22 protein-coding genes are annotated in these 19,008 nt (G+C 70.4%); 16 read left to right on the top strand and 6 right to left on the bottom strand.

Annotated features, from left to right (window positions below; all coding sequences use genetic code 11):
* Positions 1-3: 3 nt before the first annotated feature.
* The 8 genes from rnpA to FLP23_RS02805 all read left to right on the top strand — a co-directional run bounded on the left by rnpA (position 4) and on the right by FLP23_RS02805 (position 5,514).
* Entirely contained in the window at positions 4-342 is a 339-nt protein-coding gene (gene rnpA / locus FLP23_RS02840) for a ribonuclease P protein component (protein WP_149324476.1), read from the top strand.
* Entirely contained in the window at positions 339-653 is a 315-nt protein-coding gene (yidD, locus tag FLP23_RS02835; RefSeq protein ID WP_149324475.1) for a membrane protein insertion efficiency factor YidD, read from the top strand. Before rnpA ends, yidD begins: the two co-directional genes overlap by 4 nt.
* Before the next feature lie 9 nt (positions 654-662).
* The gene (gene yidC / locus FLP23_RS02830; protein ID WP_149324474.1) at positions 663-1,637 is read left to right on the top strand and encodes a membrane protein insertase YidC; all 975 of its coding nucleotides are present in this window, start codon (positions 663-665) and stop codon (positions 1,635-1,637) included.
* Positions 1,634-2,149 (top strand): Jag family protein, encoded by a 516-nt coding sequence (locus FLP23_RS02825; protein ID WP_149324473.1) that lies wholly within the window; start codon positions 1,634-1,636, stop codon positions 2,147-2,149. Before yidC ends, FLP23_RS02825 begins: the two co-directional genes overlap by 4 nt.
* A gap of 32 nt (positions 2,150-2,181) precedes the next feature.
* Positions 2,182-2,805, top strand: a complete 624-nt coding sequence (gene rsmG, locus FLP23_RS02820; protein ID WP_149324472.1) for a 16S rRNA (guanine(527)-N(7))-methyltransferase RsmG — start codon at positions 2,182-2,184, stop codon at positions 2,803-2,805.
* A 278-nt stretch (positions 2,806-3,083) separates the two neighbouring features.
* The gene (locus FLP23_RS02815) at positions 3,084-3,389 is read left to right on the top strand and encodes a GIY-YIG nuclease family protein (RefSeq protein WP_149324471.1); all 306 of its coding nucleotides are present in this window, start codon (positions 3,084-3,086) and stop codon (positions 3,387-3,389) included.
* 236 nt (positions 3,390-3,625) lie between these two features.
* The gene (locus FLP23_RS02810; RefSeq protein WP_149326158.1) at positions 3,626-4,561 is read left to right on the top strand and encodes a ParA family protein; all 936 of its coding nucleotides are present in this window, start codon (positions 3,626-3,628) and stop codon (positions 4,559-4,561) included.
* Complete coding sequence (locus tag FLP23_RS02805; RefSeq protein ID WP_149324470.1) at positions 4,561-5,514, top strand: ParB/RepB/Spo0J family partition protein; 954 nt, start codon at positions 4,561-4,563, stop codon at positions 5,512-5,514. Before FLP23_RS02810 ends, FLP23_RS02805 begins: the two co-directional genes overlap by 1 nt.
* 116 nt (positions 5,515-5,630) lie before the next feature.
* On the opposite strand, the gene FLP23_RS02800 is transcribed toward FLP23_RS02805, so the two are convergent.
* The 6 genes from FLP23_RS02800 to FLP23_RS02775 form a co-directional block, all read right to left on the bottom strand.
* On the bottom strand, positions 5,631-6,578 hold the full coding sequence (locus FLP23_RS02800) for a D-alanine--D-alanine ligase family protein (RefSeq protein WP_149324469.1): 948 nt from the start codon (positions 6,576-6,578) through the stop codon (positions 5,631-5,633).
* A gap of 15 nt (positions 6,579-6,593) precedes the next feature.
* Positions 6,594-7,895: an aminotransferase-like domain-containing protein gene (locus FLP23_RS02795; RefSeq protein WP_149324468.1), complete on the bottom strand. Its 1,302-nt coding sequence runs from the start codon at positions 7,893-7,895 to the stop codon at positions 6,594-6,596.
* Positions 7,896-7,993: 98 nt separating this feature from the next.
* Complete coding sequence (gene trxA / locus FLP23_RS02790) at positions 7,994-8,317, bottom strand: thioredoxin (RefSeq protein ID WP_149324467.1); 324 nt, start codon at positions 8,315-8,317, stop codon at positions 7,994-7,996.
* Positions 8,318-8,375: 58 nt separating this feature from the next.
* Positions 8,376-9,329 (bottom strand): thioredoxin-disulfide reductase, encoded by a 954-nt coding sequence (gene trxB, locus FLP23_RS02785; protein ID WP_149324466.1) that lies wholly within the window; start codon positions 9,327-9,329, stop codon positions 8,376-8,378.
* 87 nt (positions 9,330-9,416) lie between these two features.
* Complete coding sequence (gene murJ, locus FLP23_RS02780) at positions 9,417-11,063, bottom strand: murein biosynthesis integral membrane protein MurJ (RefSeq protein ID WP_149324465.1); 1,647 nt, start codon at positions 11,061-11,063, stop codon at positions 9,417-9,419.
* Complete coding sequence (locus tag FLP23_RS02775; protein ID WP_168200357.1) at positions 11,056-12,813, bottom strand: DUF6049 family protein; 1,758 nt, start codon at positions 12,811-12,813, stop codon at positions 11,056-11,058. Before FLP23_RS02775 ends, murJ begins: the two co-directional genes overlap by 8 nt.
* Before the next feature lie 111 nt (positions 12,814-12,924).
* On the opposite strand from FLP23_RS02775, the gene FLP23_RS02770 reads away from it, so the two are divergent.
* The 8 genes from FLP23_RS02770 to FLP23_RS02735 all read left to right on the top strand — a co-directional run bounded on the left by FLP23_RS02770 (position 12,925) and on the right by FLP23_RS02735 (position 18,958).
* Positions 12,925-14,358, top strand: coding sequence for a CCA tRNA nucleotidyltransferase (locus FLP23_RS02770; RefSeq protein ID WP_149324463.1), 1,434 nt, complete (start codon positions 12,925-12,927; stop codon positions 14,356-14,358).
* A 142-nt stretch (positions 14,359-14,500) separates the two neighbouring features.
* Positions 14,501-14,911, top strand: coding sequence for a 30S ribosomal protein S6 (rpsF, locus tag FLP23_RS02765; RefSeq protein WP_149324462.1), 411 nt, complete (start codon positions 14,501-14,503; stop codon positions 14,909-14,911).
* Positions 14,912-14,914: 3 nt separating this feature from the next.
* Entirely contained in the window at positions 14,915-15,403 is a 489-nt protein-coding gene (locus FLP23_RS02760) for a single-stranded DNA-binding protein (protein ID WP_149324461.1), read from the top strand.
* Positions 15,404-15,449: 46 nt separating this feature from the next.
* Positions 15,450-15,713, top strand: a complete 264-nt coding sequence (rpsR, locus tag FLP23_RS02755; RefSeq protein WP_149324460.1) for a 30S ribosomal protein S18 — start codon at positions 15,450-15,452, stop codon at positions 15,711-15,713.
* Between the two features lie 9 nt (positions 15,714-15,722).
* Positions 15,723-16,175, top strand: coding sequence for a 50S ribosomal protein L9 (rplI, locus tag FLP23_RS02750; protein ID WP_149324459.1), 453 nt, complete (start codon positions 15,723-15,725; stop codon positions 16,173-16,175).
* Positions 16,176-16,605: 430 nt separating this feature from the next.
* Positions 16,606-17,982 carry a replicative DNA helicase gene (gene dnaB, locus FLP23_RS02745; protein WP_149324458.1) on the top strand — a complete coding sequence of 459 codons (1,377 nt, stop codon included), beginning with the start codon at positions 16,606-16,608 and terminating at the stop codon, positions 17,980-17,982.
* A 38-nt stretch (positions 17,983-18,020) separates the two neighbouring features.
* Entirely contained in the window at positions 18,021-18,650 is a 630-nt protein-coding gene (locus FLP23_RS02740) for a DUF308 domain-containing protein (RefSeq protein WP_149324457.1), read from the top strand.
* Positions 18,647-18,958 (top strand): hypothetical protein, encoded by a 312-nt coding sequence (locus FLP23_RS02735; RefSeq protein ID WP_210413926.1) that lies wholly within the window; start codon positions 18,647-18,649, stop codon positions 18,956-18,958. The genes FLP23_RS02740 and FLP23_RS02735 overlap by 4 nt, the downstream gene beginning before the upstream one ends.
* The last annotated feature ends 50 nt before the right edge of the window (positions 18,959-19,008 follow it).

Genomic DNA, 19,008 nt, shown 5'->3' with positions numbered 1-19,008 from the left:
GACGTGCTGGCCAGGGCGAACCGAGTGGTCAAGCCCTCGGACTTCCGTGCGATCGTGCGCCGTGGGCGCCGCACCGCCACGGCCGGCACGCTCATCTACCGCGTGGAGCGAGAACCCGACGACGACGCCCGCTTCGGGTTCATCGTCGCGAAGACCGTCGGCAACGCGGTCGAGCGCAACCTCGTGAGGCGCCGGATGCGCGCCGTCTGCCGCGCGATCGTCGACGCGGGCGGCCGTGGCTCGGACGTCGTCGTCCGGGCGCTCCCGGGATCCGCCCAGCGCGACTGGACTAGTCTCTCCGCCGAGATGCACGCGATCCTCGACCCCGCCCTGATTCGATGAGGGCGACCCTGACCTTCCTCTGGCTGCTGCCGAGGAACATCTGCGTGGCGATCCTCCGCGGCTATCGGGCCGTCATCTCACCGCTCTACGGCGATGTGTGCCGCTACTACCCCAGTTGCTCCGCGTACACGCTCGGTGCGATCCAGGAGCACGGCGTGGTGAAGGGTGTGGGCCTCGGTGCGTGGCGCATCGCCCGCTGCCACCCCTGGGCGCGCGGCGGCATCGACGACGTGCCGGAGTCCCGGCATCATCACGACCACTATCACCTCACCCGATTCGGCTTCGTGGCCGCGGGACACGGAAAGGGCTGATCCGGCCGAATGGACTTCATCGGAACCATCCTCTGGCCCATCAAGTGGGTCATCGAGGCCATCCTCGTGGGCTTCCACTGGCTGCTCTCGCACATCGGCCTCTCTGCGGATGCGGGCATCACCTGGGTGCTCGCGATCGTCGGCCTCGTGCTCGTGGTGCGTGCTGCGCTCATCCCGATCTTCGTGCGCCAGATCAAGAGCCAGCGCAAGATGCTCGAGGTCGCACCGCAGCTCAAGAAGATCCAGGACAAGTACCGCGGCAAGAAGGACCAGTTCTCGCGGGAGGCGATGCAGCGCGAGACGATGGCGCTGTACCAGAAGGCCGGCACCAACCCGCTGTCGTCGTGTCTCCCGCTGCTGATCCAGATGCCGATCTTCTTCAGCCTGTTCTCCGTGCTCAACGAGGCGCGCAACGACAAGGCCGGCGTCGGCTTCCTCACCCAGGAGCTGTCGGACAACTTCGGTCGGGCCAGCCTCTTCGACGTGGCGCCGCTGCGGTACAGCCTCGTCGACGCGTTCAACTACGGCGAGGTCTGGGTCGCGATCATCGCGATCGTCATGATCCTGGTGATGACGGCCTCGCAGTTCTACACGCAGCTGCAGATCATGTCGAAGAACCAGACGCCGGAGATGAAGGCGAGCCCGATGTTCCGGCAGCAGCGGATCCTGCTGTACATCCTGCCGGTGGTGTTCCTCATCTCGGGTCTGGCATTCCCGATCGGCGTCATGTTCTACTGGCTCACCTCCAACATCTGGACGATGGTGCAGCAGGCGCTCGTGATCCGGAACATGCCGACTCCGGGGTCGGAGGCGGCCCTCGCTCGCGAGGCACGACTGGCCAAGCGCAACCGCCTCAAGATCGCGGACGACGCCGAGGCGCTCGCCGACCAGCTCGAGGTCGAGCCGGCGAAGCCCACGACCACACAGCGCCAGCAGCCCGTGAACAAGGCCCGGGCCAAGAAGCAGGGGGGACCCAAGCGATGACCGACGAGAACGCGACGCAGCTCGACGAGGCGGCGGCGGACGCCGCACCCAGCGAGCAGGAGATCGTGACCGAGGGCGACATCGCCGCGGACTACATCGAGGAACTGCTCGACATCGCCGACATCGACGGCGACATCGACATCGACGCCCGGGCCGGCCGGGCGTACATCTCGGTGAGCTCCTCCGAGGGGACGAACCTGCGGCTGCTCTCGCAGCCCGACACCGTCACGGCGCTGCAGGAGCTGACCCGGTTGGCGGTGCAGACGAAGACCGGGCGCTTCTCGCGCCTCATCCTCGACATCGGCGGCTCGCGGGACGCGCGTGCCGACGAGCTCGCGGCCCTCGTCGACCACGCCATCTCGCGGCTCGAGGCGGGCGCGGCGGCGGCCTCCCTCCCCCCGATGTCGAGCTACGAGCGCAAGCTCGTGCACGACATCGTGAGCGAGCGCGGCTTCGTCTCCGAGTCGGAGGGCGAGGGGCGCGATCGCCACACGGTGATCACGGCCAAGTAGTCCGCGATGTTTCACGTGAAACATCCCAGCCGATGAGCGAACTCGAAACCGAGCCGGCGGTCGCCGCGACCTTGTTCGGCGACCGGATCGACCTGGCGCGCCGGTTCACCGCGGACCTCGCGCGCGAAGGCGAGACCCGTGGGCTGATCGGCCCCCTCGAATTGCCGCGGCTGTGGTCGCGGCACGTGCTGAACTCCGCGTTGCTCGCGCCCGTGCTCGCGGGGCGAGTCGGCGATGTGGGCAGTGGCGCAGGGCTTCCGGGCCTCGTGCTCGCGGTGGCGCGACCGGATGTGGAGTTCGTGCTGATCGAGCCGATGGAGCGTCGGGTCGAGTGGCTCACCGAGGAGGCTGCGGCGCTCGGCCTCGGCAACGTGCAGGTGGTGCGGGCACGCGCCGAGGAGGCGCGCCTCGACGGCCCCTTGGACCAGGTGACGGCCCGCGCCGTGTCGGCGCTGTCGAAGCTCATCCCGATCACGGTGCCGCTGCTGCGCTCGGGGGGAGAGCTCGTGTTCATGAAGGGGGCGCGCGTCGACGAGGAGCTCGCGGCCGCCGCGAAGGCGATCCGCAAGGCGGGCCTCACGAACGTCCGGGTGGACGTGCTGGGCGAGGGGGTCGTGGACGAGCCCACCCGGGTCTTCCGGGCGACCGCGCGCTGAGTCTGCGGTGGGTTGATCTCGATACACCCGCCTTCGGCGGGCACTCGATCAACGGGTGAACCCCCAGCTGTCGCGGTTCGAGCGCGTCCCGCCTCCCCCGCCGCACCCCGATGCTCGAGCGCACGGCGCAGCAGCAGCCTTCCCGGTGATCGAGTGCGCCGCGAAGCGGCAACCCTCACCGGTGATCGACTGCGCCGCGCAGCGGCGTGTATCGAGATCACCCCCACAGCTGTGGACAATCTCGAACGCTCCCTCAGCTGCCCGAGCACGATGACCGCATGCCGGCGATGTACATCCTGCGCTGCTCCGACGGGAGCTACTACGTGGGTTCCGCGCGAGACCTCGACGCGCGTATGCAGCAGCACGCGGCGGGGGAGGGCTCGCGGTACACCGCCACCCGGATGCCGGTGGTGCTGGTCTTCGTGCACGAATGCGAGAACGTGGGCGAGGCCTACGCGGCCGAGAAGCGCGTGCAGGGCTGGTCTCGGGCGAAGCGGGAGGCGCTCATCCGCGGCGAGCTGCACCTGCTTCCAGGCTTGAGCAGAAAGCGCTTCGCGGCGGATGACGACGTGCCGGCGGGGTGATCTCGATACACGCCGCTGCGCGGCGCACTCGATCACCGGGGTGGGGCGCCGCTGCGGGGTGCGCTCGAACGACGGTGGAGTTGCCGCTCAGCGGGGTGGACCGGAGGCCGCACGGCGCGGGGTGCCGCACTTCGTCGATCGAGTGCCGCGCGCAGCGCGGTGTATCGAGATCAACCCCGCAGCCGGCCGCATCCGAGGCGTGGATTACAGTGGAGAGTCGCGGCCCGACGGCCGCGATGTTTCACGTGAAACACCGAAAGGGATTCGTGACCACCCCCAGCCCCTTCGACGCGTCGACGCCGCTCGCGCGCGAGGTCGCCGAGATCACCCGGCGGCGCATGGCCCTGGCCGCGCAGAGCTTCCCGCTCCCCGAGAAGACCCGCGTCTTCACCGTCGCCAATCAGAAGGGCGGCGTCGGCAAGACCACCACGGCGGTCAATCTCGCCGCCGCTCTCGCCCAGGCCGGTGCGCGGGTGCTGGTCATCGATCTCGACCCCCAGGGCAACGCGTCGACCGCGCTCGGGGTCGAGCACCGCTCCGAGACCGCCAGCGTCTACGACGTCATCATCAACGACGCCCCCATGGCGGAGGTCGTGCAGACGAGCCCGGAGTTCCCGAACCTCGACTGCATTCCGGCCACGATCCACCTCGCCGGCGCCGAGATCGAGCTCGTCTCGATGGTCGCCCGCGAGCAGCGCCTTCGCTCCGCGCTCGAGAGCTACATCGCCGGAAGCGACACCCCGCCGCACTACGTCTTCATCGACTGTCCGCCGTCGCTCGGCCTACTGACGATCAACGCCTTCGTCGCCGCGCGAGAGGTGCTCATCCCCATCCAGTGCGAGTACTACGCGCTCGAGGGGCTCTCTCAGCTCCTCAACAACATCAAGCTCATCGAGCGTCACCTCAACCCCGAGCTCGCCGTCTCCACGATTCTGCTCACGATGTACGATTCCCGCACCAACCTCGCGCACCAGGTCGTCGAGGAGGTGCGCGAGCACTTCCCGGATGAGGTGCTCGAGACGGTGATCCCGCGATCGGTGCGCATCTCGGAGGCCCCGAGCTACGGCCAGAGCGTCATCAGCTACGACGCCAACTCGCCGGGGTCGCTGTCGTACCGGGAGGCCGCGGCCGAGATCGCCCGGCGTGGAGCGAGCAAGCAGGAGGAGAACTGATGGCGGGTCCCAAGCGCACGGGTCTGGGCCGGGGGATCGGCGCGCTGATCCCCACCTCGGACGAGACCCACGAGCGACCCGTCGATGTCTTCTTCCCGAGCGCCGAGGATCACGCGGACGATCTGGTGGCGGTGCCGGGTGCGCGACTCGCGAACCTGTCGCCCGACGACATCGTCCCGAATCCCCAGCAGCCGCGCCACGAGTTCCGCCAGGAGGAGCTCGAGGAGCTCGTCGTGTCGATCCGCGAGTTCGGGGTGCTGCAGCCCATCGTGGTGCGCCCGCGATCGGGCGCCGCGCCGGGGGAGCCGCAGTACGAGCTCATCATGGGCGAGCGGCGCCTCCGGGCCACCAAGCTCGCGGGCGTCCCCACCATCCCGGCCGTCGTCAAGAACACCGCCGACGACGAGATGCTGCGCGACGCGCTGCTGGAGAACCTGCACCGTGCCGAGCTGAACCCGCTCGAGGAGGCGTCGGCCTACAAGCAGCTGCTGGACGACTTCGCGATCACCCAGGAGCAGCTCGCCGAGCGGATCGGGCGGTCGCGGCCGCAGATCACCAACACGCTGCGCCTGCTGCGCCTGCCGACCGCCGTGCAGCGGCGGGTCGCCGCGGGGGTGCTGAGCGCGGGCCACGCGCGTGCGATCCTCTCGGTGGGCGAGCCGGATGCGATGGAGCGCCTCGCCGACAAGATCATCAACGAGGACCTTTCGGTGCGTGCGGCGGAGGCTGCCGCGGGCGCGGTCTCCGGCAAGACTGCCCGGCCTGCGAAGCCGGCGGCCGGCAAGCGTCAGGGGCACCTCGACGAGATCGCCGAGCGGCTGGGCGACCGGCTCGACACGCGCGTCAAGATCAACCTCGGGGCGAGCAAGGGCACCATCGTGATCGACTTCGCGACCGTCGCCGATCTCAACCGGATCCTCACCGAGTTGGGGCAGGACGGCTTCGGTAAGTAGCCCCTGACCGGGGGTTTAGTTGCGGGGAGCTGGTCTCGATACCCGCCCTGCGGGCGCACTCGACCAGCGAGTGCCGCCGCAGGCGGCGTTTCGGAACCACCCCCACGAGCAACGGACTACCGCCGCGCGTCCTCCGCGAGGGCCGCGTACACCCAGCCGAGGTCATGGCCGGCCGCCTCGAGCGCTTGGGGCAGCAGGGAGGTCTCGGTGAGTCCGGGCAGCACGTTCGCCTCGAGGAACCACGGGGTGCCCGAGCCGTCCACGACGAGGTCGACGCGCGAGATGTGCCGCATCCCGAGAGCCCGGTGCGCCGCGAGGGCGCTCTCGGCGGCGCGGCTCGCCACCTCATCCGAGAGGCGCGCGGGCACGTAGAAGCGGGTCTCGCCGGCGTTGTAGCGCGCCTCGAAGCTGTAGACGCCCGAGAGCGGCTCGATCTCCACGGCGGGAAGCGCGACCGGGCCGTCGCCCGTGTCGATGATGCCGATCGCGATCTCGGTGCCGCGGATGCACTGCTCGACGAGCGCGACATCCCCGTAGGTGTAGGCGTCGACCATGGCGCGCGGCAGGTCGCGGCGGTCCTCGACGATCGTGACGCCCTGGGCGGATCCGCCGCGTGCCGGCTTCACGACGAGCGGTACGGGGAGCTCGTCGGCGATCGCCTCGAAGACGGCGTCCGCGCCGAGCTCGCGGAACGCGTCGCGGGGGAGGGTGATCGACCGCGGGGTGGCGACGCCCGCGCGCTCGACGATGACCTTGGCGGTGGGCTTGTCCCAGGCGAGCCGGGCGGCGCCCGAGTGGGAGCCGACGAACGGGACCCCGAGGAACTCGAGGAGTCCGCGCAGGGCGCCGTCCTCGCCGCTCGCGCCGTGCAGCGCGGGCCAGACCACGTCGGGGCGATCGTCGCGCAGGAAGGCCAGCAGCGAGGCGTCCGGGTCGCGCAGTTCCACGTGCAACCCGTGCCCGGCGAGGGCGTCGGCGACGCGTCGGCCGGAGCGCAGCGACACATCGCGCTCGTGCGAGATGCCGCCGGCGAGCACGACGATGCGGATCGGGGTGTCGGACATCGCGGGACCTCCGGGTCAGCCGGCGTACGGGGGCAGCACGTCGCGCTCGACCGGCTGCACGGGCAGCGGCGCCGTCTGGGAGAACTCGCCCAGCAGGGCCAGCTCGCCGTTGATGACGGTCGAGAGGCGGCGGATGCCTTCACGGATGAAGTCGGGCTGCGGGTAGCAGAACGACAGGCGCATGTTGCGGCGTCCGTCGCCGTCGGCGTAGAACGCCGTGCCGGGGGTGTAGGCGACGAGTTCCTTGACGGCGCGCGGGAGCATGGCCTTCGAGTCGAGGTGTTCGGGCATCGTGAGCCACACGTAGAACCCGCCGGCGGGCCGGGTCCAGGTCATGCTCGGCAGGTAGTCGGAGAGCGCCCCGAGCATCGCGTCGCGTCGCTCGCGGTAGACGTCGCGGAAGGTGGAGATCTGACCCTTCCAGTCCGCGGTGTCGAGGTATTCCGAGATCACGATCTGCGAGAACGAGGAGGGCGAGAGCACGGCGGCCTCGTTGGCGAGCACGAGCTTCTCGCGGATGGCGTGCGGCGCGATCGCCCAGCCGACCCGCAGCCCGGGGGCGAGGGTCTTGGAGAAGGTGCCGAGGTAGACGACGCCCTCGGAATCGATGGAGCGCATGGCGGGCGGGGGGGCCTGCTCGAAGTGAAGCAACCCGTAAGGGTTGTCTTCGAGCACCAGGATGCCGCTCGTGCGGGCGATCTCCAGGATCTCCACCCGCCGCTCCCAGCTCAGAGTCACGCCCGTCGGGTTCTGGAAGCTCGGGATCGTGTAGAGGAACTTGATGCGCTTCCCGGCCGCGCGCACGCGCTCGATCGTCTCGCGCAGCGCCTGCGGGTTCATCCCCTGGTCGTCCATCGGCACGTGCACGACCTCGCCCTGGAAGGAGCGGAAGACGGTGATCGCGGTCACGTAGCTCGGGCCTTCGGCGATGATGACGTCGCCGGGGTCGAGGAAGAGCTTCGCGAGCAGTTCGAGCGCGTGCTGCGATCCGGTCGTGACGACGACATCGTCCACCGAGCCGTGGATGCCCTCGAGCGCCATCACCTCGAGGATCTGCTCCCGCAGCCGCGGCACGCCCTGCCCCGAGCCGTACTGCAGCGCGACCGCGGCGCGGTCGGTCGCCGCGCGCAACGCGGCCCGCTCGATGAGCTGCTGCGGCAGCGCGGACACGTAGGGCATGCCGCCGGCGAGCGAGACCACCTCGGGTCGGCTCGCGACGGCGAAGAGGGCTCGAACCTCGGACGCGGAGAGTCCGGCCGTGCGTTCGGCGTAATGGCCGTACCACGGATCGAGGTTGGTGCCCTGGGTGTCCTGCATGGGAGGTGTCCGTTCGATCGGTGCCTACCAGGGTAACGGGCGAAACGGACGCGGCCCCCACTCCGCGCAGGGAGTGGGGGCCGCGAGCCGGAAGGTGGCTACGCCAGGAAGTCGGCCAGGTCCGCCTCGAGGGCCGGCTTCGGCTTCGCGCCGATGACGCGCTTGACGACCTCGCCGTTCTGGAAGACGTACATCGCCGGGATGGAGGTGATGCCGTACTTCATGGCGGTCTCGGGGTTGTCGTCCACGTCGAGCTTGACGATCGAGATCTTGTCCGCGTGCTCCTCGGCGATCTTGTCGAGGATCGGCGAGACGGCGCGGCACGGGCCGCACCAGGTGGCCCAGAAGTCGACCATGATCGGCTTCTCGGAGTTCAGCACCTCTTCGGCGAAGGTGGCGTCGGTGACGGCCTTGGTGGACATTGTGCTTCCTTTCCTGAGGACGAGGCGATCTCGAGACACCGCCTGCGGCGGCACTCGATCAGCGGGATGCGGCGACGGCGAGGGCGCCGTCTTCGAGTTCGGCCAGGTAGTGCTCGGCGTCGAGCGCGGCGACCACGCCGGAGCCCGCCGCCGTTGCGGCCTGCTTGTAGGTGGGGTCGATGACGTCGCCCGCCGCGAAGACGCCGCGGAGGTTGGTCCGCGAGCTGCGCCCCTGCACCTCGATGGTCCCCTCGGGGGCCAGGTCGAGCTGCCCGTGCACGAGGTGGGTGCGCGGGTCCGCGCCGATCGCGACGAACAGGCCCTGCACATCCAGCGTGGTCTCGCTGCCGTCGACCGTGTTGACGATGCCGATGCCGGTGACCTTCTCGTCGCCGTAGATGTGCTCGACGGCGTTGTTCCAGATGACCTGGATCTTGGGGTCGGCGAAGGCGCGATCCTGCATGGCCGCCGAGGCGCGGAAGCTGTCGCGGCGGTGGATGAGGTAGACGGTGTCGGCGAAGCGGGTGAGGAAGGTGGCCTCCTCGAGCGCCGAGTCGCCGCCGCCGACCACCGCGACCTTCTTCTGGCGGAAGAAGGCGCCGTCGCAGGTGGCGCACCACGAGACGCCGTAGCCGGAGAGGCGATCCTCGTCCGGGATGCCGAGCTTGCGGTACGCGGATCCGGTGGCGTAGATCACCGCGTGCGCCTCGTGCACCGAACCGTCGCCGAGGGTGACCCGTTTGATGTCGCCCGTGAGGTCGAGGGCGACGACGTCGTCGTAGACGATCTCGGCGCCGAAGCGCTCGGCCTGCTGCTGCATGCGCTCCATGAGCTCCGGCCCCATGATGCCCTCGGGGAATCCGGGGAAGTTCTCGACCTCGGTGGTCTTCATGAGCTCACCGCCGAACTCCACGGAGCTCGCGATCACGAGCGGGGCGAGGTTGGCTCGCGCCGCATAGATGGCGGCGGTGTAGCCGGCCGGGCCGGATCCGATGATGATGAGGTGACGCATCCCGGGGGTCTCCTGTGCTGAGGGGTTCGCGAGGTACAACACATCCTAGGTGCCGGGCATTCCGGCCCTCCGGTGGATGCGGGCGGGTCAGCTTCGACGCCGGACGCGTGCGACGAGGCCGCGCAGCGGCGTGAGACCGGCGCGCAGCTCGGGCACCCGGGTGAGGGAGAGCACGAGCCCGTAGACGAGCAGGACGACGCCGCCGATCAGGATGATCGAGACGAAGGCGCTCCCGGGGCCGGCCACCGCGAAGCCTCGCGAGAAGCCGCCGAGCAGGGCGAGCACGCCCGTCCCGGCGCCGATCGCGAGCACGGCCGCCGCGAGGAAAAGGGCGAGACGCGCGAGGATGCGCCGCCCGTCCACGCCGCCCAGGCGGCGGCGGAGCACGAGCGCCAGGGTGAGCGCCTGGGCGGTGCTCGCGAGGGCGGTGGCGAGCGCGATGCACACGGCGATGAGGGAGGGCGGGGCGAACAACGCCGCGGCCGTCGCGCCGAGGGTGAAGGTCGCGGCTTGCACGAGCTGGACGAGGAAGGGTGTGCGGGTGTCGCCGAGGGCGAAGAAGGTGCGCTGGAGCACGAACATCGTCGAGAACGGCACGAGGCCCACGAGGTAGGCGATGAGCACCGAGCTGATGCCGACGATCTCGCCGGGATCCCTGCCGAAGAAGGCGCCGAAGGGCAGCGCGGCGGTCGCGATCGCGGCACCGGCGCCGGTCACGAGCACGAGGATCGTCCGCAGCGAGCTCGAGAGGTCGAGGCGCAGCTGGTCGAGGTCCCCCGCGTGGGCGTGCCCGCTCATCCGGGTGAAGTACGGCGTCGCGATCGAGATGGTGAGGATCGAGTGCGGCAGCACGAACAGCAGCCAGGTGATGTTGAGCACCGCGATGGAGGGGTCGGCGGGCCCCGCGAGGCTCGCGACGTTGGTCTGCAGGAGACCGGTCAGCTGGGTGATGACGATCATCCCGAACGTCCACCCGGCGGCCTTGCCGGTCGCGCCGAGTCCGACGCCGCGCCAGTGGAAGTCGGGGCGGAAGCGCAGGCCGGTGCGGCGCCAGAACAGCAGCAGCACGACCGCCTGGGCGGCGATGCCGAGCGTCGCGCCGCCGCCCAGCAGCGCGATCTGCTGCGGCGTCCATCCGGCCGGATCGTCGTGCGCGGGGGCGATGCCGAAGATCGCCCCGAAGCTCAGCAGCGAGACGATCATCACGAGGTTGTTGACGACCGGCGCCCAGGTGAACGGCCCGAACACGCCGCGCGCGTTGAGGACCTCGCCGAGGAGCGAGTACACGGCGTAGAAGAACACCTGCGGCAGACACCAGTAGGCGAGGGCGATCGCCAACTGGATCGCCTCGGCGCTGAATGCGCGGCCCTCCACGGTGTAGAGCGGCACGAGGACCGGCGCGAGCAGCGTCGCGGCGAGACCCGCGACGAAGAAGACGGTGATCCCGAGGGTGAGGAGGCGACTCACGAAGGCCTGCCCGCCGTCGTCGTGTCCGGCGGCGCGCACGATCTGGGGGACGAGGACCGCGCTCATGAGGCCGCCCGCGATGAGGGCGAAGATGTTGGTGGGCAGGGTGTTCGCGAGCCCGAAGGCGTTGGCACCCGGGTTCTGGGCGCCGATCGTCCAGACGAGCAGGGCGGCGTTCACGAAGCCGAGCGCACGCGAGACGAGCGTGCCCGAGGCGATGCGGGCGCTCGCCCGCCGGATGTCGGGGCCGGCGCCCGGCTCAGCCATCCGTCCCCTCGGCATCCGCATCCGCATCCGCATCCGCATCGCGGTCCGCGCCGTCCGCGGCCGCGGCGCGCGCCTTGCGCCGCCGCAGCACGAGGCGCACGATGCCCGCACCGAAGATCACGACCAGCAGGCCGACGACGACGAGGGTTCCGATGCCCTCCCATTCGGCCTGGACGGTGACGCGCGAGAAGCCGGAGTCGATCGGCACCCCCGTGGGGCTCGTGAGCGAGGACTCCACCAGCACCTGCCCGTTCGCCACGGCCTGCACGGGGAGGTAGGCGGTGCCCGTCGACTCCGGCTCGACGGTGAGTTCCGCGCCGCCCTGCACCTGGAGGATGGGGCTGCGGGGCACGACGCTCACGCGCACCGTCACGGGGTAGGGCAGGGCGTTGCTCACCGCGACCCGGAATCCCGCGCTGCTCGCGAGGAGCACGACGTCGTTGCCGTGCTCGATCTTCACCGAGGAGCGGATCTCGTCCGAGCGCGTGCGGAATGCCTCGACGGCGGTCGTCCAGGCTTCGGGCAGCTTCGTCCAGCCCACCGAGTAGAGGGCGATTCGCTCGAGCGTCCGCGCATCGAGCAGCGGGGCGGGGTCGGTGAGCACGGTCGAGAACAGGCGCTCGGCGGAGATGTCGTCCCGGACGTCGCGGAACGCGGCGTCCCGCTCGGCGGTCGGCTCCCCGTCGCCGAGCATCGCCGCGGTGGGGGTGAGGCCGAGGATGTCGCTCAGCGGCACGAGCTGCGCATCCGCCGAGGCCTGGATGCGCGACAGCGCCGCGGGGAGACCCTGCATGAGGAACGGCCAGTCGCGTCCGACGGTGAGCACGAGCCCACGGCCCGGCGCCACCTGCGCGCGCGCCGCCAGGCCGCCCTCGAGTGCGTCGAGCGCGGCCGCGAGATCGGCGTCGGTGAAGGAGCTGAGCGCGTCCCGCAGGAGCGCGTTCATGGTCGAATCGGCGACGATCCCGCGGGCGCCGTCGAGGTCGACGAGAGGAGAGGCATCCGAGCCCACCTCGTCGGACGACAGGAGGATCCGGTCGTATCCGGCTGCGACGAGCGGCGGGATGTCGCCCGCGCCGATCGTCGCATCGACGGGCCAGGCGATCCGCGGCAGCGAGCTCGTCCACGCGAGCACGTCGGCCGTGGTCGGCAGCGGCGGAGCCGCGTCAGGGTCGGCGGATGCCGGGGGCTCGGGGCTCGGGCTCGGCGAGGGGGCGGCGGGGGGCGAGAAGTCGTCGGGGTCGATCGCGAAGCCGAAGCCGCTCGGGGTCAGGCCCGAGAGGGTGTCCGAGCGGGCGGCCGCGACGAGGTCGGCGTCGGCGTAGGCGAGAGGGAAGCTCTCGTTCGCGGCGCCCTCGAGCCTCGCGAGCCACTGCAGGGCGGAGGGGGGCGCCGAGCTTCCGAGCACGCGGATCGACGCCACGATCATCGGGTCGACGCCGATCGCCACCGGGGTGCCGATGATGGCGTCGAGCTTGCGGGTGAGCGGCCCGGTGGGCGCCGTGTAGCGCTCCAGCTCCTCCGCCGTGAGCAGGCCGGTCTCGCTGGGCGACACCGTGAGCGGGACGACGATCGACACCGAGACCGGGCCGACGCCCGGAGTCACCGCGGCGACCCCGGCGGGGCGGGTGCTCGACGCCGACGGCTCGTCGGCATGCGGCACCGCGAGCGCCGGGGAGGCGAGCCCGGCCCCGGCGAGCAGCAGCGCCGCGGCCAGGGAGAGGCTCGCGCGGCGGGTCGTCAACGGCACAGCGGGGCGCTCCCGAACGACACGGCCGACATGGGGGAAGTCTAGTTGAGGGCATCCGGGGCCCCGGCGTTCCGGCCGCGTGGTGAGCCGCCTCATCTAGACTCGACGGCTATGCAACCCGTCGCGGCAGCCGTCGAGCGGCTTCACGCGCTCGCCGATTCGCCGACCGTCCGGAGGATCGCCGAGCGCTTCGCGGCGGCGGGGCACGAGCTCGCCCTCGTGGGCGGGCCGGTGCGGGATGCCTTCCTCGGTCGCGACGCGCACGACCTCGACTTCGCGAGCTCGGCGAGCCCCGACGAGATCCTCGCGGTCATCGCCCCGCTCGCCTCCGCCCACTGGGACATCGGTCGCGCATTCGGCACGATCGGCGCGCGCCTCGGCGAGCTGACCGTCGAGATCACGACCTACCGTTCCGACGTGTACGACGGCGCCACCCGCAAGCCCGTCGTCGCCTTCGGCGACAGTCTCGAAGGCGACCTGCTGCGTCGCGACTTCACCGTCAACGCGCTGGCCCTGCGGCTGCCCGGCAAGGTGCTCGTCGACCCGTCGGGCGGCCTCGAGGACCTGCTGGCCGGGCGCCTGCGCACGCCGATCGAGCCCGAGGTGTCGTTCGGCGACGACCCGCTGCGGATGCTGCGCGGCGCGCGGTTCACGGCGCAGCTCGGCTTCACGCTCGGGGCGGCCACCGCATCCGCGATCCAGGCGATGGCGGATCGGATCGACATCGTCTCGGCGGAGCGCGTCGGCGAGGAGCTCACGAAGCTGCTGCTCGCACCGGACCCGGACTCCGGGCTCCGGGTGCTCGTCGACACGGGCCTCGCGGAGCGCATCCTGCCCGAGCTGCCGGCGCTGCGACTCGAGATCGACGAGCACGCCCACCACAAGGACGTCTACGAGCACAGCCTCACCGCCCTGCGTCAGGCGATCGCGCTCGAGGGCTCGCGCGGCCACGCGCCCGACCTCGTGCTGCGGCTCGCGACCCTGCTGCACGACATCGGCAAGCCGGCGACGCGCCGGATCGAGCCGGGGGGAGCCGTGAGCTTCCACCACCACGACGTGCTCGGCGCGAAGCTCGCCACCAAGCGGCTGCGCGAGCTGCGCTTCGACGGCGAGACGATCAAGGCGGTCGCCACGCTCGTTCGGCTGCACCTGCGGTTCTTCGGTTACGCCGACGCCGGCTGGACGGACGCCGCGGTGCGACGCTACGTGCGCGACGCGGGCGACCAGCTGGAACGGCTGCACATCCTGTCGCGCGCGGACGTCACCACCCGCAATCAGCGCAAGGCCGCGCGCCTGCAGCAGGCCTACGACGAGCTCGAGGAACGCATCGCGGCGCTCGCCGCCGAGGAGGAGCTGGCCGCCATCCGTCCCGACCTGGACGGCGAGCAGATCATGGCGATCCTCGGGATCGCGCCGGGGCCGGAGGTGGGCGAGGCCTACCGCCATCTTCTCGAGCTGCGCCTCGACGAGGGACCGCTCGCCCCCGCGGACGCCGAGCAGCGCCTCCGCGCCTGGTGGAGCGCCCGGCAGGACCCCGCTGGTTGAGTAGCCGCGCAGCGGCGTATCGAAACCGCGTCGTCGGCCTGTAAGATGTACAGGTTGCCCGCACGTTCGCGTGCGTGCAGATGCATTCAACCCTCCTGCTGCAGACATCCTGCAGCCGTTCTAGTCCGAAGGAGGTGGGTCAATGACGCATCAGTACGAGTTGATGGTGATTCTCGATCCCGAGATCGATGAGCGCACCGTCGCACCCAGCCTGGACAAGTTCCTCGGCGTCATCCGCAACGACGGTGGCACCATCGAGAACGTCGACATCTGGGGTCGTCGCCGCCTGGCGTACGAGATCAAGAAGAAGGCCGAGGGCATCTACGCCGTCGTCAACTTCACCGCCACGAGCGAGGCCACCCTCGAGCTCGACCGCCAGCTGAAGCTGTCGGAGGCCGTGCTGCGCACCAAGGTGCTCCGCGCGGAGGAGGCCGTCGCCCGCGTCGCCGCGCACGCCGCCGACGAGGAGAAGAAGGCCGCCCGCAAGGCTGCCAAGGCTCCCGCCGCCGAGAAGCCCGCTGCGAAGGCTGCGGCCGAGAAGGACGCCGAGTAGGCCATGGCCGGCGAGACGATCATCACGGTCGTGGGCAACCTCACGGCGGATCCCGAACTGCGCTACACGCAGGGCGGGCTCGCGGTCGCGAACTTCACCATCGCGTCCACGCCGCGCACCTTCGATCGTGCGTCGAACGACTGGAAGGACGGCGAGGCCCTGTTCCTCCGCGCGTCCTGCTGGCGTGAGTTCGCCGAGCACGTCGCCGGCTCGCTGACCAAGGGCAGCCGCGTCATCGCGACCGGTCGCCTGAAGCAGCGCTCCTACGAGACGAAGGAAGGCGAGAAGCGCACCAGCATCGAGCTCGAGGTCGACGAGATCGGCCCGAGCCTGCGGTACGCGACCGCCCAGGTCACCCGTGCGTCGTCCGGCGGAGGCGGTGGCCGTTCGCAGGGCGCCGTCGCCGACGAGCCGTGGTCGAGCACCGGCCCCGCCGAGTCGGGTGACGTGTGGAACACGCCCGGTTCCTACTCCGACGAGACCCCGTTCTGATCGCCCACCGGGCCGATCAGACCATCAACCCCAGAAAGAAGCAGCAATGGCTGGAAAGAGCAGCGGCGGCCAGGACCGCCGCAAGCGCGTCGTGAAGGGCGGCAAGAACGCCGCCCCCGCGAAGTCCGTGAAGGTCGGTGTGATCGACTACAAGGACGTCGCCACCCTCCGCAAGTTCATCTCCGAGCGTGGAAAGATCCGCGCCCGCCGCATCACCGGTGTCTCCGTGCAGGAGCAGCGCCTCATCGCCCGCGCCGTCAAGAACGCGCGCGAGATGGCGCTCCTCCCGTACGCGGGCTCGGGCCGATAGGAGACCGATATGTCGAAGCTCATCCTCACCTCCGAGGTCTCCGGTCTCGGTTCGGCCGGTGACGTCGTCGAGGTCAAGAACGGCTACGCCCGCAACTACCTCATCCCGCAGGGCTTCGCCGTGGCGTGGAGCCGTGGCGGCGAGAAGCAGGTCGACCAGATCAAGGCCGCGCGTGCGGCACGCGAGCTGGCGACCCTCGAGGACGCCCAGGCCCTCAAGGCCAAGCTCGAGTCGGCGCCCATCAAGCTGAGCGTGAAGGCGGGCCGCGAGGGCCGCCTGTTCGGCTCGGTGAAGACCGCCGACATCGTCGCCGCCGTCGAGGCCGCCGGTCTCGGAACCCTTGACAAGCAGACGATCGAGCTCAGCTCGGCCGTCAAGTCGACCGGTCGCTTCGAGGCGACGGTGCGTCTGCGCCAGGACGTCGTCGCGGTGCTTCAGCTCGAGGTCGTCGCGGCCAAGTAGCGCGAGAAACCCGGTAGCGGCGCGCCCCTCAGGGGGTGCGCCGCTACTGCGTTTCCGGGGATTCTGTCAAGACGTTTCTCCACATGTCGGGTGTGCAATCCCACAAGCTTCAACCCGAACTCTAAACATGTTTCTACACACAGCATGTGGGAACAGAAACCCCAGGTCACGGGCCAGTTAATGCGACACTTGTGCGAGTTCTCCACGGACTTCTCCCCAGCTTCTGCACATCGCGCCCGGCGTTTCCTGCCATCCATCCACATGGCCATCCACAGGGGGGCTTGAACCCCTGATCACGGCTGCCTACCTTGGCATCCGGTGCTGTGACCCGCGGCACCGGATCACCGCCATAGCGATGTGCACTGGCCGCGGTGCGCCTCGTCTCGGTGTCCGAGGCGGACCGTAGTTTCGTCCTCGGAAGGAGGCCACCGTGTCGATCGCCCATCTGGGACTCGCATCCGATGCCGACCGCCCTCGGGAGGGCTGGCAGGGCGAGCGGACCCCGCCGCATGACCTGCTCGCCGAGCAGAGCGCGATCGGCGGGATGCTGCTCAGCAAGGATGCCGTCGCCGATGTGCTCGAGACCGTGCGCGGGGTCGACTTCTACATCCCGAAGCACGAGGTGATCTTCGAGGCGATCCTCGCGCTCTACGCCCACGGCGAGCCGACCGACGTGATCGCCGTCACCGATCAGCTCACCAAGGCGGGCGAACTGGCGCGCGCGGGCGGCCCCGAGTACCTCCACACCCTCACGGGCCTCGTGCCGACCGCGGCCAACGCGGGGTACTACGCGCAGATCGTCGCCGAGAAGGCGGTGCTGCGGCGGCTCGTCGAGGCGGGCACCCGCATCGTGCAGATGGGCTACGCGAGCGAGGGCGAGGTGACCGACCTCGTCAACAACGCCCAGGCCGAGATTTACGGCGTCGCCGGCGGCGTCGAGGCGGAGGACTACGTGCCCCTCGTCGAGGCGATGAACGTCGCGGCGGAGGAGATCGAGCTCGCGAGCGGGCGCGGCGGCCAGATGGTCGGCGTGCCGACCGGCTTCACCGAGCTCGACGGACTCACCAACGGGCTCCACCCCGGGCAGCTCATCATCATCGCCGCGCGTCCCGCCCTCGGAAAGTCGACGCTCGCGCTCGACTTCGCCCGTTCGGCCGCCATCGGCCACGACCTGCCCACCATCTTCTTCTCGCTCGAGATGGGGCGATCCGAGATCGCGATGCGTCTGCTCTCGGCCGAGTCGAACGTCTTCCTGCAGTCGATGCGCAAGGGCACCGTCCGCAGCGAGGACTGGACGACCCTCGCATCCACGCGCGGCCGCATCGCCGACGCGCCCCTCTACATCGACGACAGCCCCAATATGACCCTCGTCGAGATCCGGGCCAAGTGCCGTCGTCTCAAGCAGAAGGTGGGGCTCAAGCTCGTCGTCATCGACTACCTGCAGCTCATGACCTCGGGCAAGCGCGTCGAGTCGCGACAGCAGGAGGTCTCCGAGTTCTCGCGCGCCCTCAAGCTGCTGGCGAAGGAGCTGCAGGTGCCGGTCATCGCGCTCTCACAGCTCAACCGTGGCCCCGAACAGCGGGTCGACAAGAAGCCCGCCCTCTCGGACCTGCGAGAGTCCGGGTCCCTCGAGCAGGACGCCGACATGGTGATCCTGCTGCACCGCGAGAGCGCCTACGAGAAGGAGTCGTCGCGCCCCGGCGAGGCGGATCTCATCGTGGCGAAGCACCGCAACGGCCCGACGGCCACGGTGACCGTCGCCTTCCAGGGCGCCAACTCGCGGTTCACCGACATGGCGCCCGCCTGAGCGAGGGCGCGCCGTCCCCGCCGACGTAGGATGGGCGGGTGCCAGCCGAAACCTCCGCCGCTCTCGGGGCGCCGGACACCTGGGTCGCGCCGCTCGCACGGGCGATCCCCGCGCTCGTGCTCGGTCTCGTCATCACCTTCAACGCCGACCACTCGGCCCTCTTCGGACTCGTCGGCTTCGGGATCTTCGGGATCGTGACCGCGGCCGTGCTGTTCGCGTCCGCGCTGCGGAGCGACCGTGCTGTGCGCGGCATCCTCCTCGTGCAGGCGATCGTCACCGCGCTCGCCGGGATCGCGGCGCTCGTGCTGCCGACCGGTGGCGTCGGCTACCTCGTGGTCGTCGTGAGCGCGTGGGCGATCATCGCCGGGGCGCTCGAGTTCGTGAACGGCATCCGCTTCCGCCGCACCCGGCTCGCCGCCCGCGACTGGCTGCTGACCGGCGCGCTCACCGCGCTGCTCGGGCTCGCCTTCCTGCTCGTGCCGCAGGGCTTCGCGCAGGACTACTCGATCACGGACAAGGGGACGGTCGTGTCGGGCACGCTCACCGACTCGATCATCCTGGTCGGCATCCTCGGCGCCTGGGCCGTCATCGTGGGCGTGCAGCTCGCGATCGCGACGTTGACCCTGCGACCGCCGCGCAGCGCGCCGGTGAAGGCCGCCGAGGCATGAGCGACGACAAGACCCCGGCGCCCAGCCGCCGGGACCGGTTCCGCCCGCTCGAGCTCCTCGTGATGTCGGCGGTGTTCGGGGTGTTCGTGGGCGTCTTCGTGCTGATGGGCACCCGCAGCTGGACCTACGAGGACGGCTGGGTGCTGCCACTCGTCATGGCCGGCGTCGCGTTCATCGTCTCGCTCGTCGTGCTCGCCACTCTGCTCATCGCCGTCGGCCCGAAGGACGAGCAGCGAATCGACCCCGCCGATCCCGACGCGCCCAGCGGGTCCGCCGGGTCCGTGCACCGCGACCCCCGCGGCCACTGACCCGCGCCACCGACCCGACCCCACTCACCTGCGGCGCTGACCTGCGGCGC

The organism is Protaetiibacter larvae, from assembly GCF_008365275.1.
GTDB classification, from domain to species: Bacteria; Actinomycetota; Actinomycetes; order Actinomycetales; family Microbacteriaceae; genus Homoserinibacter; species Homoserinibacter larvae.
This window is presented reverse-complemented; position numbering and strand designations above follow the sequence as displayed.

Excerpts from the sequence above, each read along its gene's own strand:
- FLP23_RS02735 (WP_210413926.1), top strand. The coding sequence starts at position 18,647 with ATGAGCGACGACAAGACCCCGGCGCCCAGCCGCCGGGACCGGTTCCGC.
- FLP23_RS02800 (WP_149324469.1), bottom strand. The coding sequence starts at position 6,578 with ATGTCCGACACCCCGATCCGCATCGTCGTGCTCGCCGGCGGCATCTCG.
- yidD (WP_149324475.1), top strand. The coding sequence starts at position 339 with ATGAGGGCGACCCTGACCTTCCTCTGGCTGCTGCCGAGGAACATCTGC.
- FLP23_RS02810 (WP_149326158.1), top strand. The coding sequence starts at position 3,626 with ATGTTTCACGTGAAACACCGAAAGGGATTCGTGACCACCCCCAGCCCC.
- yidC (WP_149324474.1), top strand. The coding sequence starts at position 663 with ATGGACTTCATCGGAACCATCCTCTGGCCCATCAAGTGGGTCATCGAG.
- FLP23_RS02825 (WP_149324473.1), top strand. The coding sequence starts at position 1,634 with ATGACCGACGAGAACGCGACGCAGCTCGACGAGGCGGCGGCGGACGCC.
- murJ (WP_149324465.1), bottom strand. The coding sequence starts at position 11,063 with ATGGCTGAGCCGGGCGCCGGCCCCGACATCCGGCGGGCGAGCGCCCGC.
- rpsR (WP_149324460.1), top strand. The coding sequence starts at position 15,450 with ATGGCTGGAAAGAGCAGCGGCGGCCAGGACCGCCGCAAGCGCGTCGTG.
- rsmG (WP_149324472.1), top strand. The coding sequence starts at position 2,182 with ATGAGCGAACTCGAAACCGAGCCGGCGGTCGCCGCGACCTTGTTCGGC.
- FLP23_RS02770 (WP_149324463.1), top strand. The coding sequence starts at position 12,925 with ATGCAACCCGTCGCGGCAGCCGTCGAGCGGCTTCACGCGCTCGCCGAT.
- trxA (WP_149324467.1), bottom strand. The coding sequence starts at position 8,317 with ATGTCCACCAAGGCCGTCACCGACGCCACCTTCGCCGAAGAGGTGCTG.
- FLP23_RS02805 (WP_149324470.1), top strand. The coding sequence starts at position 4,561 with ATGGCGGGTCCCAAGCGCACGGGTCTGGGCCGGGGGATCGGCGCGCTG.
- FLP23_RS02815 (WP_149324471.1), top strand. The coding sequence starts at position 3,084 with ATGCCGGCGATGTACATCCTGCGCTGCTCCGACGGGAGCTACTACGTG.
- rpsF (WP_149324462.1), top strand. The coding sequence starts at position 14,501 with ATGACGCATCAGTACGAGTTGATGGTGATTCTCGATCCCGAGATCGAT.
- trxB (WP_149324466.1), bottom strand. The coding sequence starts at position 9,329 with ATGCGTCACCTCATCATCATCGGATCCGGCCCGGCCGGCTACACCGCC.
- FLP23_RS02795 (WP_149324468.1), bottom strand. The coding sequence starts at position 7,895 with ATGCAGGACACCCAGGGCACCAACCTCGATCCGTGGTACGGCCATTAC.
- FLP23_RS02760 (WP_149324461.1), top strand. The coding sequence starts at position 14,915 with ATGGCCGGCGAGACGATCATCACGGTCGTGGGCAACCTCACGGCGGAT.
- rplI (WP_149324459.1), top strand. The coding sequence starts at position 15,723 with ATGTCGAAGCTCATCCTCACCTCCGAGGTCTCCGGTCTCGGTTCGGCC.